This window comes from Streptomyces sp. NPDC002265, from assembly GCF_040296125.1.
Classification (GTDB): Bacteria; Actinomycetota; Actinomycetes; order Streptomycetales; family Streptomycetaceae; genus Streptomyces.
Window position 1 is genome coordinate 38226 of sequence record NZ_JBEOWS010000006.1, and the last position, 15050, is coordinate 53275.

The 15050-nt window shown below is 69.5% G+C and carries 8 protein-coding genes and 1 pseudogene; 8 read left to right on the plus strand and 1 reads right to left on the minus strand.

What is annotated here, in order from left to right; translation table 11 throughout:
• The first annotated feature begins 148 nt into the window (after nt 1-148).
• The 4 genes from ABT085_RS02205 (at nt 149) to ABT085_RS02220 (ending at nt 5008) form a co-directional block, all read left to right on the plus strand.
• Nucleotides 149-511 carry a WXG100 family type VII secretion target gene (locus ABT085_RS02205; protein ID WP_152885574.1) on the plus strand — a complete coding sequence of 121 codons (363 nt, stop codon included), beginning with the start codon at nt 149-151 and terminating at the stop codon, nt 509-511.
• 58 nt (nt 512-569) lie between these two features.
• Nucleotides 570-896, plus strand: a complete 327-nt coding sequence (locus tag ABT085_RS02210) for a WXG100 family type VII secretion target (protein ID WP_351600598.1) — start codon at nt 570-572, stop codon at nt 894-896.
• A gap of 84 nt (nt 897-980) precedes the next feature.
• The gene (gene eccD / locus ABT085_RS02215; RefSeq protein WP_351600641.1) at nt 981-2309 is read left to right on the plus strand and encodes a type VII secretion integral membrane protein EccD; all 1329 of its coding nucleotides are present in this window, start codon (nt 981-983) and stop codon (nt 2307-2309) included.
• Entirely contained in the window at nt 2306-5008 is a 2703-nt protein-coding gene (locus ABT085_RS02220) for a right-handed parallel beta-helix repeat-containing protein (protein WP_351600600.1), read from the plus strand. Before eccD ends, ABT085_RS02220 begins: the two co-directional genes overlap by 4 nt.
• Nucleotides 5009-5049: 41 nt before the next feature.
• On the opposite strand, the gene ABT085_RS02225 is transcribed toward ABT085_RS02220, so the two are convergent.
• Complete coding sequence (locus ABT085_RS02225; protein WP_351600602.1) at nt 5050-5628, minus strand: hypothetical protein; 579 nt, start codon at nt 5626-5628, stop codon at nt 5050-5052.
• A gap of 175 nt (nt 5629-5803) precedes the next feature.
• Between ABT085_RS02225 and ABT085_RS02230 the strand changes: the two genes are divergently transcribed.
• The 4 genes and pseudogenes from ABT085_RS02230 to ABT085_RS02245 form a co-directional block, all read left to right on the plus strand.
• Nucleotides 5804-6100 (plus strand): WXG100 family type VII secretion target, encoded by a 297-nt coding sequence (locus tag ABT085_RS02230; protein ID WP_238426472.1) that lies wholly within the window; start codon nt 5804-5806, stop codon nt 6098-6100.
• A 2-nt stretch (nt 6101-6102) separates the two neighbouring features.
• Nucleotides 6103-6522, plus strand: a complete 420-nt coding sequence (locus ABT085_RS02235; RefSeq protein WP_351600604.1) for a WXG100 family type VII secretion target — start codon at nt 6103-6105, stop codon at nt 6520-6522.
• Nucleotides 6523-10590, plus strand: coding sequence for a type VII secretion protein EccCa (eccCa, locus tag ABT085_RS02240; RefSeq protein WP_351600606.1), 4068 nt, complete (start codon nt 6523-6525; stop codon nt 10588-10590).
• 114 nt (nt 10591-10704) lie between these two features.
• Nucleotides 10705-15050 (plus strand): annotated as a pseudogene (locus tag ABT085_RS02245) (hypothetical protein); the annotation flags it as partial.

The window sequence follows — 15050 nt, forward strand, 5'->3', positions numbered from 1 at the left end:
ATTCTGCGAACCATTTCTACGCCTGGACGGTTCGCCGTACCCACCCCGTATGGCCTCTCCGCCCGTTGGCGAGGGCCTAGTTTTTTCCCTCCGGGGCCGAGGCGCCGAGCTTTCGGTCTCTGGTAACCAATTCAGGAAGGCGGACGTCATGGTGGCGACCGGCGATACGATTCCCAATTTCCAGGGCTCGGACGGCGTTCTGTACAACGCGACGCCCGCGGAGCTGAAGGACAAGGCCCTCGACATCCGCAACACTCAGGAGACCGTCCAGGGAGAACTCGGCAGGCTGAAGTCGTACGTCGTCGGCCTGGAGGCCGTGTGGGGAGGCATCGCCGCCAACACCTTCCAGGAGCTCATGCGGGAGTGGGACGCGCACGCGGCGCAGCTCCAGGAGGCCCTGCTGGGTATATCGACCGGCCTGGACACCACGGCGGACAACTACATTCAGGGCGAGCACGTGAACCTCATGAATCTCAACAGCGTGACCCTCCCGCCGGCCCGTTTGTCCTGACGCAGAGAACGCCAGTACGCCGCACGTAGCAACGACACTTCTCGTCGGAGGATCCGAGATGCCCGATATCGAAGGCACGCCCATCCACGTCGGCAGGGACCTGGAGGGGGCAGGCGATTACCTCAACGCCCAGGCGGCGCACATCATGGGCGAACTGCACGCCCTGAAGAGCCGGATCCAGTCGCTGATCGACACGTGGAACGCCCAGTCCGCGACCGACTACCAAATACGCATGCACGAGTGGGACATGGCCGCTGTCGGCCTCTTCGGCAGCGAGCAGGAGGGCGGCGTGCTCGGTGAGATCGCCCACGCCCTGCGCGTGAACTGGGGCAACTACGTGGGGGCCGAGGAAGCCAACATCAGGACGTGGACGTCCTCGGCCTGACCCCGGCGGAGCAGACGAGTGCGCCCCCCAGTCGACGTGTGAGAAGGAATACGCCCAGTGGAGAATGAACGCTGCCACGTGACCGTGGTGGGAGCCAGGCGGCGGGTGGACCTCGCGGTGCCCGTGGATGCGGCCATCGCCGAGTACACCCCGTCCCTGCTCACGCTCGTGGGACAGGTGGAGTTCGACGACACCTTCCCGCCGGTCTGGTCGCTCGCGCTGCCCGGCGCCCCGCCGTTCTCGCCGGAGACCTCCCTGCGGGAGTGCGGCATCGTGGACGGCGCGACCTTGTATCTGCGGGACGCGGCCGCGGGGGAGTTCGACGAACCCGTGGTCACCGACCTCGAGGAGTCGGTCGAGCAGGCCGAGGGGGACCTCGCCGCCTGGGGTTGGCGACCGCGGGCCTACACGACCCTGGTGCTCGGTGTGCTGGGCCTCATCGCCGGTCTCGTGACACTGGCGTGGACGGGCGGGGAGACCGCCGTGCTGCCGGTGACCGGCGCCGTTGCGATGGTGATGGCCTTCTCGCTGGCGCTGCTGGCCTGGCATGCCACCCGCCAGGGCTGGTCCCTCCCGCTGGGCCTGCGGCTGATCCTGGCGCACTCGGCTGTTCCGCTGCTCGCGGTGGCGGCCGTCTCCTTGCCGGCGGCCACCAGGAGCACCTCGGCCGTGTTGACGGCGTTGAGCGTGGGGGCGTTGGTGGGGGCCTTCGCCGGCTTGCTGGCGCTCCGCCACGCGACGACGCTGATGGCGGTGGCGATCACCGGGCTCGCCCTGCTGTTGACGGTGTGCCTGAGCCTTGGTCACGCCTCGCTGCTGGAGGCATCGGCGGTGGTGGCGGTCGCCATGATGGGGGTGCTCGGCGCCGCGCCGAAGCTCGCGGGGCATTTCGCTGTGCTGGCGGGAACGCCTGGGGGCGTTGAGGGCTATGAGGACGAGGCGGATGTCCTGCATCTGGTGAAGCGAGGTCAGCGGCTGCTCATTGGGACGAACGTGCTGGGCTCTGCCGTTGCCGCCGCGTGCCTGGTGGTGCTGGGTATGGCGGACCATGTCTTCGCGGTGGCCCTGGCCGGCTGTCTCGGCCTCGCGCTCATCCTGCGCGCGGGACGGCTGACGATGGCGCTGGCGGTGGTGCCGATGGTGATCGCGGGGACGATCGGTCTCGCGACGACGCTGATCCACGCCCCGGGCGCCTTCGGGGCGCCCGGCTGGGCCGGCTCCGTCGCCCTGCTAGGCGCGGCGGTGATCGCGCTGGCGTTCGGCTTGGGCCGGGCCTTCCGCGCGGACGGTTCCGAGGAGAGGCCCTCCTGGATCGATCCGGTTGCAGGGTTCTTCCTGGTGGCCTCCGTGCCGCTTGCGGTGGGCGTCTTCGGCATGTACGCCGCGATGATGAACTCGGGGCAGACGCCGTGACAGCGCCGGCAAAGCGCGGTGTGCTGCGGGTGGCGGACCGCGGCTGGGGTACCTACCGCACCATCACGGCCGCGGTCCGCGCGGCCGGCGAGGGCGCGGTGATCCACGTCCAGCCGGGGGTCTACCGCGAGTCCCTGATCCTCGACATCGATGTCTCCGTCGTGGCGGAGAAGGGCCCGGGCACTGTGCGCATCGTGGCCGTGCAGGGCCCCGCGGTCAGTGTGAGCCGCGGGGCGCCCGTGCTGCGGGACGTGACGGTCGAGAGTGGTTCCGACCGGGGGCCGGTGGTGCTGGTCGCCGGAGGCACACCGGTGTTCGACCACTGCCAGGTGTCCGGCGGCCGTGTGGAGGTCATCCACGATGCCGCCGCCGAACTGCGGGCTTGCACCGTCGAGGACGCCTCCGACTCCGGAGTCCACGTCACGGGCACGGCCGCGGCGGTCGTCGAGGACTGCGTGATCCGGGAGTCAGCAGGCCACGGCCTGACGTTGAGCGACGCCGCCAGGGCGGAGGTCCGCCGCACCACGATCGAGCGGGTCGCCGGGTGCGGGGTGGTGATGGCGGGGGAGTCGTCGGGCACCTTCGACGACTGCACCGTCCGGCACGTCGGTGAGGCTGCGTTGCTGGTGCACGCCCTGGCGCGGCCCCTGTTGCGCGGGTGCCGGCTGCACGACGCGAAGGCCGAGGGGGTGCGTGTGGGCGACGCTCCCGGATCCGGTCCGGCCACCTCGGCGACAGGCCGGGACGACGCGGTCGCGTCCGGTCATGACGAAGTCCGGGTTCGCTTGGAGAAGTGCGAGGTCTTCCGCACCGGCCGGGAAGGTGTGCTGGTGTCGGGGGCGGGCGACGTCCGGCTCCGGGACTGCCATGTGCGGGAGACGGGCGGAGCGGGCGTGATCGCCGCAGGTGCCGGCCGGGTGGAGATCGACGGGACACGGGTGGTCGACGTGCCCGGGACCGGCCTGGCCGCCGTGGAGAACGCCGAGTTGCACGTACGCGGTGGCACCGTGGCCCGTACCGGCGCCAACGGGGTGCACGCGACGGACGGATGCACCGTCCGTCTCACCGAGTGCGAGATCTCGACCACGGCCTACACGGCCCTCCACTTCGGCGGGAGCGCCCGGGTGGAGCTGGTCTCCTGCACGGTGCGGGACAGCGCGCAGCACGCGGTGCGGGTGGAGGGCTCCGCGGAACTCACCGCCGAGGACACCCGGGTGGAGCGGGTGCAGATGACGGGCGTCGACGTCAAGGATGCCGACGTGGTGCTGCGCCGGTGCGTGATCGGCGAGACCGAGACCGGCATCAGGCTGGACACCCGGCACCGGCCGCTGCTGGAGGACTGTGAGGTCGTCCGGCCCGCCAGGACGGGCATCGAGATCGCGGCCGGCACCGGCGCCGTGGTACTGGGCGGCCGGGTCGACGCCCCGGGGTCCGCCGGGGTCTTCCTCGACGAGCGCAGTGAGTCCTGGATCGAGGACCTGACCATCGCCGATGCCAAGGGGAGCGGGCTGGTGATCTGGTCCGGCGCCAGGCCGCGGGTGCGGTCGGTGACCATCGCGGGCGCAGCGAAGAACGGCGTGTACGCGGGCGATGGCGCCGAAGGGCTGCTGGAGGACTGCTCGATCTCCGCCACCGGCTATCCCGCGGTGTACGTAGGGGCCAAGGCGGCGCCTGTGCTGCGCCGCTGCCTGGTGCACGACACGGATGAGGACCTGTCGCAGGCCGAGGACGCCGCGGCCAGCTTCGAGGAGTGCCGCACCAGCAATGTGAAGGTCGCCACGATGCCAACGGCGGCCGAGGGCGAGATGATGCCGGTGGGGGCGCCGCGCGGCACAGCCGGGGGGCCGGCGGCCAAGAGAGCCCGAAAGGAGCGGGTAGGCGAGGACCAGCTGCCCGAACTGCTGGCCGAGCTGGAGCGGCTGGTGGGCCTGGAGAGCGTCAAGCGCGAAGTGGCCTCCATGGCCAAGCTGATGCAGATGGTCAAGCGCCGTCAGGAGGCGGGTCTGCAGCCGCCGCCGCTGAGCCGCCACCTGATCTTCGCGGGCAACCCCGGGACCGGCAAGACGACGGTGGCCCGGTTGTACGGACGGCTCCTGGCCGCCCTCGGGCTGCTGGCCAGCGGGCATCTTGTGGAGGCCGACCGCAGCGCGCTGGTGGGCGAATACGTGGGGCACACCGCTCCGAAGACCACCGCGGTCTTCCGGCAGGCGCTGGGCGGCGTGCTGTTCATCGACGAGGCGTACGCGCTGGTCCCGGCGGGGCAGAGCAGCGACTTCGGGCACGAGGCCATCTCCACCCTGGTGAAGCTGATGGAGGACCACCGGGACGACGTGGTGGTGATAGCCGCGGGCTATCCAGAGGACATGGAGCGCCTGATCGACTCCAACCCCGGTCTGGCGTCGCGTTTCACCCGCACCCTGCGCTTCGACGACTACACGCCGGCGGACCTGGTGCGGATCGTGGAGCACCAGGCGTCCCGGCACGAGTACCGGATCGGCGAGGACACGGCGGCGGCGCTGCTGACCCACTTCGACGCGATCGACCGGACGGAGCGCTTCGGCAACGGGCGCACCGCCCGCCAGGCCTTCCAGCAGATGACCGAGCAGCACGCCCTACGCGTGGCCGACCTGGCCGATCCCGGCGACGAGGCCCTGACGGTGCTGCTGCCGGCCGACGTGCCTGTGGTGGCGGTCCGATGACCCGGCCCCGCAGGCACGCCGGACTGGGCGTGGCAACCGGCTCACTTCTTGATGGTTCCCGGGGGGCCGGGGAAGCGCGAGTGCCGGTCGACCGTGGCGTAGGACTGGCCCGTGGCGTTGACCACCGCGATGTAATTGCCGAGCAGTTCGAGGGAGTTGCTCAGCAAGGCCAGAACCTTCTGCATCGCCGGGTTGATGTGCCGGGCGAACTCGTCACCGATGCCGGCGAGGATCTCATCATCGCGATGCATGGTGTCGCCCAACTGGGAGCCTCCTCCGCCGGTGCTGGGATCCACGTTTACCGCCACCCCGCTGGGATGGGCGGGGCCCCAAAACTTGCCCTGCAGCACGGTGTTGACGCTTTGGCGCAGCGCCTCGTAGTGAGAGACGCCGATGCGGGCCTGTGTCAGCAGCGTGGTCTCGGTCGCCCGCACCGTGTCCGCGGCGAAGTAGAACGGCCCACTGTCGGCAAGGGTGGACGCGGAAGGCCCGCCACCGGGCTGGGGGGTCTCGGTGTCGTTGAAGCTGGGCAGGCTGTTCCAGCCGACCGTCATGGTAGGGACGAGATAGCTGAAGTCCTTTCCCGCGTCGGGATCGTCGGGTTGCTGGGGATCGGCCATTTTCATCTCCTGAGTTCGCGTCTGGCGGTTGGGCAGGGGGTATTTCAGCCGGCAGCAGGCGCCAGTTTGTCATACCGGAATCGGTGGGCGGAAGCCCTGTTTCAAACATTCGATATTCCGACGGAGACCCGCGAAGCGCGGTCGTTCTGGCGAAAGGAGCGTTACCGTGGCAACGATGACCGTCGAAGAGTTTCGGGTCGCATTGGGCGACCTCGGCAGGGCTATCGGTGTAGTGCGGGGGGAGAGCGAGCACATATCGGGCTTGATCAACCAGATCCAAAGCCAGTTCGAAGCGGCTCACAGCTCGTGGAAGAGTCCGGCCGCATCCACACTCCACACGATTTCCGCTTGGTTCACGGACGCTTCTCGTGACCTGGAGAGCCTGTTGCAGGAGATGGCCCGGCGCATGCAGACCGCGTACGACAACTACGCCACGGCCGAGATCGCCAACACCCACAACTCCGGAGGCTGATCGTGCCCGAATACGGTGACTACGACATCGGCGTGCTGAGCATGGACCCGCAGGCGCTTGACGGGGTGGGCGATAAACTCATCGCACTCGCCGGCGAAATGGCTGACTCGATCATCCGGATTAACGACACCGTGAGCGGACTGTCGTTGGGATGGGTGGCCGAGAGCGCGGATGAGGCGCAAGCGTTCGGTGACCGCTGGAATCGCGTGATGGCGCAGATGTTCGGCGATGACGGCGTGCTTACTGCTCTGGCCGGGGGAATCAAGGCGGCTGCCATCGGAAGCAGCCAGGCGGAGGTCGCGCGGGAAGCCGCGTTCCGCTCATTTTCCGAGGCGCTCGCGTCCACGTCTGGAGGTGGCGGCGGGGGTCCCCAGGACCACACCGGGCCCGAATTCCCTATCACTCAGGATTTCCCGAACTAAATGACCAGGATAGATTTCCACCGCCCCGCCAGGACGTTCCCGCCTGCGGTCCCGGAACAGCAGGTCTCGCTGGCGGCGCCGCCGCAGAAGGCCACGCAGAACCAGGCCCAGACCTGGCTGTACATGCTGTTGCCGCTGCTCAGCAGCGTCAGCATGGCCGCGTACATGTTCACCTTCGGCCGGCCGTGGATGATGGCGCTCGGCGTCGGCTTTGTCGTGATCTCCATCGGCGTCATGGTGATGGTCAGGGCGCAGACCAAGAACGCGAGTCGGCGCACGCAGTACCGCCAGCGCGACCGGTACGTCGAGTACCTCGCCGACATCCGGCACCAGGCGCAGGAGTCGGCGACGGCCCAGCGGGCGGTCAGCGCCTTCGTGTACCCCGGCCCCCAGCGGCTGTGGGCGATCGCCACCACCGGACCGCGGCGGGTGTGGGAACGCCGGCCGGCCGACGCGGACTTCCTGAAGCTGCGGCTGGGGATCGGCCACGGCATGCCAGCGATGCGGATCGCCCTGGGCCGGCACAGCGACCCCATGACGGAGCACGACGCTGAGGCGCACCGGCGCGCCGAGAAGCTCACCCGGGACTTCGAGACCGTCAGTCTCCAGCCGGCCTGGGTCGATCTGGCGAACACCGGCGTCCTCAGCCTGCTCGGCCCCGAGGAGCGCACCGCCGAGCTCGCCGGATCCCTGCTGATGCAGTTGTCCGTGCTGCACGCCCCGGACGACGTCCGGGTCGCCGCCCTCACCTCGGGTGAGGACGGGGAGTACTCCTGGGCCTGGGTGAAGTGGCTGCCGCACGCCCGCCAGCCCGGTCGGGTGGGCCTCGTGCCCATGGTGGCGGAGAGCATGGATGGTATCGCCGACCTCCTGCAGTCGCAGGTCGACCGGATCCGCGAGGAACGCGCGGAGCGTGCCGCCTCCTTGGGCATGCGGCGGGAGGGCGGGGCGTCCCGCCACCTGGTGGTGGTCCTGGACGCGTTCCGGCCGGGAGCGGATTGGGCGCGTTCGCCGCTGGTGACCGATCTGCTGGCCGAGGCCGGCCCGGAGAGCGGCCTCCACGTCGTCTGCCTGGTCACCAAGGAGAGCGAGGAGCCCAGCCGGGTCGACGCGCGCGCCCGGGTGGACGCCGACGGCAACCTCAGCTTGGAGACCCGTCACCCCGGCCTGGTCCAGGTGGTCCAGGACGCTGTCGCCGACGCCTGTCCGCCGCAGCTCGGCGAGCAGGTGGCCAGGGCGCTTGCCCCGCTGAAGCTGACCGGCGAGCAGGAGCAGGTGCTCGCCCGCACCATCGCGCTGCCCGAGATGCTGGGCGTGACCGACCTCGGCGCGTTCGATCCCACCGACCTGTGGCGGGAGCCGGACGATGAGGCGCTGCTGCGGTTGCCGATCGGATTCACCGGCGATGGCGCGCCGCTGGTACTGGACCTGAAGGAATCCGCGATGGGCGGAATCGGCCCGCACGGCCTGGTGGTCGGCGCGACCGGTTCGGGCAAGAGCGAACTGCTGCGCACCCTCGTCACGGGGCTGACCATGACCCACGCCCCGGAGCACCTGGGCTTCGTCCTCATCGACTTCAAGGGCGGTGCCACCTTCGCTGGAGTGACCGAACTGCCCCACGTGGCTGGCCTGATCACCAACCTCGCCGACGACCTGGCGATGGTGGACCGGGTCCGCACGGCCCTACAGGGCGAGCAGCAGCGGCGGCAGCGGATGCTGCGCGAGGCCGGCAACGTGGACTCGGTCCGCGAGTACCAGATTCTGCAGGCGGCCGGCGGCACCGACGAGGACGGCAGGCCCTTGGAGCCGATGCCGTATCTGATGATCGTCGTTGACGAGTTCGGTGAACTCCTGGCCCAGAGATCCGACTTCATCGACCTCTTCGTCCAGATCGGACGGGTCGGCCGAAGCCTGGGCATGCATCTGCTGCTGGCAACGCAGCGGCTGGACGAGGGCCGTCTGCGCGGCCTGGAGTCGCACCTGTCGTACCGGATCTGCCTGCGCACCTTCAGCGCCCAAGAGAGCCGTGCCGTCATCGGGACGCCCGACGCCTACCGGCTCCCCTCGATCCCGGGCTCTGCTTACCTCAAGGTCGACGAGTCCGTCTACGAACGCTTCCGCGTCGCCCACATCTCCGGCGCATACGACGAGGACAACCGGCAAGAGCCGGTCGCCGGCCCACCACCGGTGCCTGTGCCGTTCGGTGTGCGCACCGCCGAGGACGCCGGGACCGAGGAGGCCGACGAGAGCGAGCCGTCCGTGACACTCTCCCGTCCGCTGCCCGGCCAGCGCACCGAGATGCAGGTGGCCGTGGAGCGGGTGCGGGCCCACGGCACCCCCGTCCATCAGGTATGGCTGCCACCACTGCCCACAGCCATCGAACTCGACTCGATGCTGGCCCCCCTCACCACCGACGACCAGCGCGGGTACCACTCCCGTCTGTGGCCGCAGGGCGGCAACCTCGCGTTCCCGGTCGGCGTCGTCGACCTGCCCAGCCGCCAGGAACAACGCGCCCTCCTCCTGGACATCTCAGGCCAGCAGGGCCACCTGATCCTGGTGGGCGCACCGCAGTCCGGCAAGAGCACCCTGCTGCGCTCCCTCATGACCAGCGCCATGCTCACCCACACCCCCGACGAGATCCAGTTCCTCGGCATCGACTTCGGCGGCGGCAGCCTCGTCGGCTTGGAACGGGCGCCGCACGTGTCCGGCGTCACCACCCGGCACGACGAGGCGCGCACCCGGCGCGCCCTGTCCGTCGTCCGGCAACTGATCGACGACCGAGAGCGGCTCTTCCAGGAGCTGCGGATCGACTCCGCCGCGGACTTCCGCCGGCTCCGCGACGAGAAGGCGCTGCCCGCCGGGGTCAACGCCGCCGACATCGTCCTCGTCATCGACAACTGGGCCGCGCTGCGGGCGGCCATGGAGGAGGCCGAACAGGTTGTGCCCGACATCGCGGTGCGTGGCCTCGGCGTCGGCGTCCACCTGGTGCTCACCGCGAACCGCTGGGCCGAGCTGCGGGCAAACCTCCGCGACACCATCACCGGCCGTCTGGAGCTTCGCTTGGCCGAGCCCGCCGAGTCGGAGATCTCACGGCCGCTGGCCAGGCAACTGCGCGCGTTCGTACCCGGTCGCGGTCTGGTGGCTCCGGGCAGCGTCTTCCACGCCGCTCTGCCGCGCCTGGACGGCACATCGTCCACCGACAACCTGACCAAGGCCCAGGAGGCCGTGGTGGACGAGCTGGTCGCGGGCTGGAAGGGCGCCGTCGCCCCGCCGCTGCGCGTGCTCGCCGAAGTGGTCACCCCCCAGGAGCTGGAGCAGGCCTGTGCGGCCCTCCCCGGCGGGGCGGCCTCGCTGCCCGAGGGCGCCGTGCCCATCGGCATCAGGGACTTCGACTTGACTCCGGCGACCCTCGACCTGGACGCCGACGGGCCGCACTTCCTGGTGTACGGCGATCCGGGTTCTGGCAAGACCTCGTTCCTGCGGTCATGGATGCGCGCCATGGCCGCCCGCCGGTCGGCCTGGGACCTGCGCTTCATCGTCGTCGACTACCGGCGCGGACTGCTGGGCGCGGTGCCCGGGGACTACGTCGGCGCGGCGGCCGGGGACGCGGACTCCGCCGCCGTCTACATGGAACAGGTCGTGGACAAACTCAAGGAGCGGATGCCGCCCCCGGACATCACTCCGCACGAGCTGAAGCAGCGTGACTGGTGGGACGGCCCCGAGCTGTACCTGGTCGTGGACGACTACGACCTGGTGGCCGGGGGCGGAACGACCGGACGCGGGCCCCTGGCGGCGGTGGGGGACTACCTCACCCACGCCGCCGAGATCGGCTTCCATGTGGTGCTCGCGCGCAGAAACGGCGGGATGAGCCGCTCGCTCGCTGACCCGGTGGCCAGCCGGATCCGCGAACTGGGTTCCGGCGGACTGCTCCTGTCCGGCGACCCCCGTGAGGGCGCGGTGCTGGCGGACCAGCGCGCGCGGCGCCTGCCCCCTGGCCGCGGCGTTCTCGTCTCCCGCCGCAGCGGCGGCTCCCTCGTCCAGACCGTCCACGACCCCGGGGACGGATAGGGGCACCACACCACCCCCTCCGAGATCCGTCCCCTCTCTCCTCCCGTATGACGCCCACCCGATGACCTGTGGGCGGCCGCCACCTGCAGCCCACTCTGTGAGGACACGCATCCCATGGCCGCATTCGACGACTCGCAAATACGGGCTCTGGGCAACCAGTGGATCGAAGCCGGTCGGAGCCTCCTCGACGGGCTGCGGACCATGCACGGGAGCATGCAGTCCATGGCCGCCGAATGGACCGGCAAGGCCGGCCGCGCCGCACAGGTGGTCTGGAACGGCAACGGCAAGCACAACATCTTCGAAGCCGTCTGGGAGGCGGGCACCGCCGTTGAGGCGATCGGCGAAGCGATCCTGAGCTATGCCGACGAGCTGCAGAAGACGGTCCAGGAAATCAACCGTGCCCACCTGATCGAGGGCCTCGCCGCGATTTTCGGCACGATCCTCGGTTTCCTCACGTTCCCCATCGGAGGTCTGCTGGGGCGGTTCGCCGGGTTCATCGGTGAGCTGACGTCGAGCATCCTGAGCACCATCTCCAGGGTCGGCGCCGCTGCCGCAGCGCTCGGCCGCGCGGCCACCTTCGCCGCCGATGCCTTCATCAACGGGGCAATCCAGCTTGTCAACGACGTGATCTCCCAGGTGCTGGCAAAGGCAGCCGCCCATGAGCCGATCGACGTCCACCTTGACAACCTTGAGTCCATAAGCGTCCTCTTGGCCTCATGGCTGGGTGCGACCTTCGGCTTCCAGCACCCCCAGGTCGGCACAAGCGGAGAGGTGCCGCATGTCGGAACCCCGCGCCCTTCGTCAGTGCCATCGGTGGAAGGGGCCGTCCCGCACGTTCCGCCAACCACCGCCCACGTCGAAATACCGCGCCCCGGGACCCCGGGCTTCCCCTCCGTGGGCTCGCTCGACCCTTCTGTGATCACAACAAGCCATACGCCGATACCTGTGAGGAGCCTCTCGGACTCGGTGATCGAAGTACCGCGCTCCGCTGCCGGTGCCCAGGGTTTTCATACGGGCTCATCGGCGCCGAGGGCCGTTGCTCCCGAAGACAGTGGCGCCATCGCGACACCTGCCGCGGCACGACCCGGCACGCCGCTTCCGGGCGGGACCGGGCGCGATGTGCCCGTACCCGGGACCACTGGCAGGGGGCCACTGGAGAACGGGACCCCATCTGCTCCCAAGGACCCCGTCAAGGGCGATGCCACGTCCGGGATCCCGAGTGCTCCCGGCTCCGCGTTCCTCGAGCCGCGGCCAGGCACTCCCAGCGGTGTCAAGACTTCCCCGCCTTCGCACGACATCGACACGGGGAGCCTGCGGACCCCGGCCGACAGCCCCGCCGTACGGGATGGACTCCCGCCGACCGCGACCACCGGCATGCATGCTGGCAGTGGGGTCGACCGTGGGGTCTCCCCAGGCGGAGGCACCGGCAACGGCCGAGGCACGGTCACGTCTGCACACGGCTTCGAAAGCCTGCAGGAGCGCGCGGCGAACGCGGGCGCCGCGGGCAGTGGCAACGGCCTGGCTGCGGTAGCCGGGCACGGTGGCGCTGATGCCGCACCTGGCGCCCCGATGCGGTCTGGTGGCCCGGAGACCGCCGGTGCCGCCCGTCCGTCGGACATGACCAGCAGTGTGCGGAGCCAGGCGGAGGCGGCCTCCCCCTCGACGCCGCCCGCGGGAGGACGCCCCGCGCCCGGCGACCGGCGCCTTGAGGTGGCTGCTGGGCGCGGGCACGCGGAGCCGGGTGGCACGGGTGTGCGCACGAAGCCGTCGGGAGTGGAACCCGAGGGCACCGGACGTGCTCCGGGCTCCCTCGCGTCGCCGGCGTCCGGCTCGCCTGCCGGCAAGCCCCACGACATCGGTTCCGATACGGCGACGCCCCGTGGAGGCGGGGTCACCGTCGAGACCCAGGGCTCGCGCCAGGTCCACGGCGGGGGCACGGACGACGTGTCCGGCCACGGTGCCACAGAGGGCGAGAGTGGCATCCCCGGCCCCAGCCCGGACCGGTCGACGCCCAGGACTGTGCGTCCGGTTGCATCGTCCGCGTCCCTCGATGAAGGAAGAGGAGGGTACACACCGCCCAAAATGAAGTTTCCCGGAAGGGATGATGAGCCGCAGGCGGTCCTCGACGCGCCGTCCCGCGGTGTCACGGCCGGCCCCGGGAAGCCGGCCGTGACACCGCGCACTGGCGATGTCCGCGAGGACGTTCCCTCGGCCTCACCGGCCTCACACGCCGGCGGCGGTAGGGAAATCGTCTCGTCGGACTCGGCGGCTGCCCGCGGCAGCGTGGTGGGTGATGACGCTGCCTTGGTCAAGGGACTGTCGGAGAGCGCTGACGTAGAGGCCGCTCGGGTTGCGACGGACAGTGGCACAGGCGGTGTCGGTGGTGACCGGCGCCTTGAGGTGGGTTCCGGCGACGGGCATGTGTCGCCGGGTGGCACGGGTGTGCGCTCCAAGACGCCAAGGGTGGAGGAATCGGCGGACACCGGGCCCGCTCCGGAAGCTTTCGGGTCGCCTGCGGCCGAGCACCACGACATCGGTTCCGGTGCTGCTGCGCCTCGTGGCGGCGAGGACAGCGTCGGGGCCCAGGACCCGCTCCAGGGTGGTGCCCCGGAGCACACGGCCGACCACGGCGCTGCCGATGACGCAAGCGGCACTCCCGGTCACGACCTGGTGCCCGACCACGGGCTTGTCGACGCAGCCACGCTGCGACAGGAATGGGACGCCTTCAAGGAGGGGCATGATGCGCGGACCGGGGCGGTAGTCGAGGCGGAAGCACGGACAGACGGCGCGCCCCTCGACGAGGCTTGGAACCTGGGGCGGGACAAGTGGGCCCAGTACAATAAGACAGAGCCGCTTTCCGAGCGCGAGATCGCCGGCGCCCGATTGAACTGGCGCCGTGACATCTCTGAGGCGATCCAGGCAGAGGTAGACCGCTCGGCGTACGTCTCCGGCGAGGCCCTTGACCACATTCTCGATCATGCGGGGCAGAACGCATACAAGCACTACATCCAGGTCGTCGAGCTCCGGCGCTTTGTCACCGAGTTGAGGAACGTGGTCGGTGAGGCACGCGGCTCCCTCCACGGCGAAGACCTACCGTCATTGGGCGACTTGGCACAGCCTCGCGTCTATGACCATGAACTCAATATGTTCGTGAGGGACGATGCCCGTCTGGAGGTCGGAGGCAATAAGACCGGCGAAAAGCCTGACGTCTTCCGCAACAAGGAAGAAGATTTCAACCCCATTGAGCAGTGGGCCTACGAAAAAATGGCCGAGTTCGAAGGGGCCTTTGCGTCGTACCGTAACTCGGAGGACACCGGGGGCGCGCTACCTCGGTGGGTGAGGGATCGGCTCGACGGCCTGCTGGAGGGCGCGGGGCAGGACCTCGAACGGTTGGCGGTGCGGGAACGCGACGTCCAGGTGGCCATGGAGGAGCACTTCGCAGCCATAAGGTCCGACAACCCCGAAATGGTTGCAGGAGCGGTTCTGGATCGGGTGGAGTGGGCTCTTCGGTCCGACCTGCGGGCTCTGCATGAGGAGGTGTACCCGGCCGGCGTCAACGCGGCATCGCTCGCACGGTGGAGGCAGGAGACAGCCCAGGTCTTCGAGGAAGTCCCGGGCCGCATCGAGCGGGAGGATTACATATTCTTCCGGCTGAAGGAGGAGAGGGAGTACGCCGATTCCTACCTGAAGAACGAGGATTTCGTTGGCGATGACGGGCCGCAGCGCGTTCTCGGAGAATATATCGACAAGGTTCGGAAGCTTGCTGACTGGCACTTCACCAACCGACTGGACGATATCCGCGATCTCGGCGGCCCTGCGATGGAGTGGACCTCCGTACGTGACGATCTGCGCTCCGGCCTTGGCCAGGCGGCCGACCACGAGGGCAACCTGCAGGTCAAGGCTGTCCAGTTGGCACGGGACTTCCACGGAATTGTGGGGCACCCCGAAGATCTCGAGGCGTTTTCATTCCACCTCGCGGACAGCACCCGCATCCGAGCGGGCGACCGTTACCTGGCAGAAGGGGTGAAGAAGTACGACGAGCTGTACGCGCCTTGGCACGACGCAGAGCGCTGGCTCGCATTCGAGAAGCACCATGCGGACCGGTTCGGGACCGAGCTCGGCAATCTCCAGGCCCCCCGCCCCGAGCCCATGAGCCGGCCCGGCAACCCCTCCGGCTCCGCCGGAGATGGCCCTTCCCTTCCCCCGTCCCTTGAGGGGCGGCCCGAAGAGCCCAAGAGCGCCATCCCCGCCGCCTCGACGGATCACGACGCGCAGGTACAGGTGCAGGCGGTTATGGAGCGTGGCGTGTCTGACGTCCGCGACCTGACGGCTCACGCGCCCAGGGCAACGTCCGGCACGTCCCGTGTCGAGGCTGGGGTTCGTGATTGGTTGAGGGAGCGGGGGTCTGCTGTTTCCGATGAGCAGGTCTCTCGTGTTCTGGGGGAGTTTGCCGGGGATCA

Excerpts from the sequence above, each read along its gene's own strand:
- eccCa (WP_351600606.1), top strand. The coding sequence starts at position 6,523 with ATGACCAGGATAGATTTCCACCGCCCCGCCAGGACGTTCCCGCCTGCG.
- ABT085_RS02225 (WP_351600602.1), bottom strand. The coding sequence starts at position 5,628 with ATGGCCGATCCCCAGCAACCCGACGATCCCGACGCGGGAAAGGACTTC.
- ABT085_RS02210 (WP_351600598.1), top strand. The coding sequence starts at position 570 with ATGCCCGATATCGAAGGCACGCCCATCCACGTCGGCAGGGACCTGGAG.
- ABT085_RS02205 (WP_152885574.1), top strand. The coding sequence starts at position 149 with ATGGTGGCGACCGGCGATACGATTCCCAATTTCCAGGGCTCGGACGGC.
- ABT085_RS02230 (WP_238426472.1), top strand. The coding sequence starts at position 5,804 with ATGACCGTCGAAGAGTTTCGGGTCGCATTGGGCGACCTCGGCAGGGCT.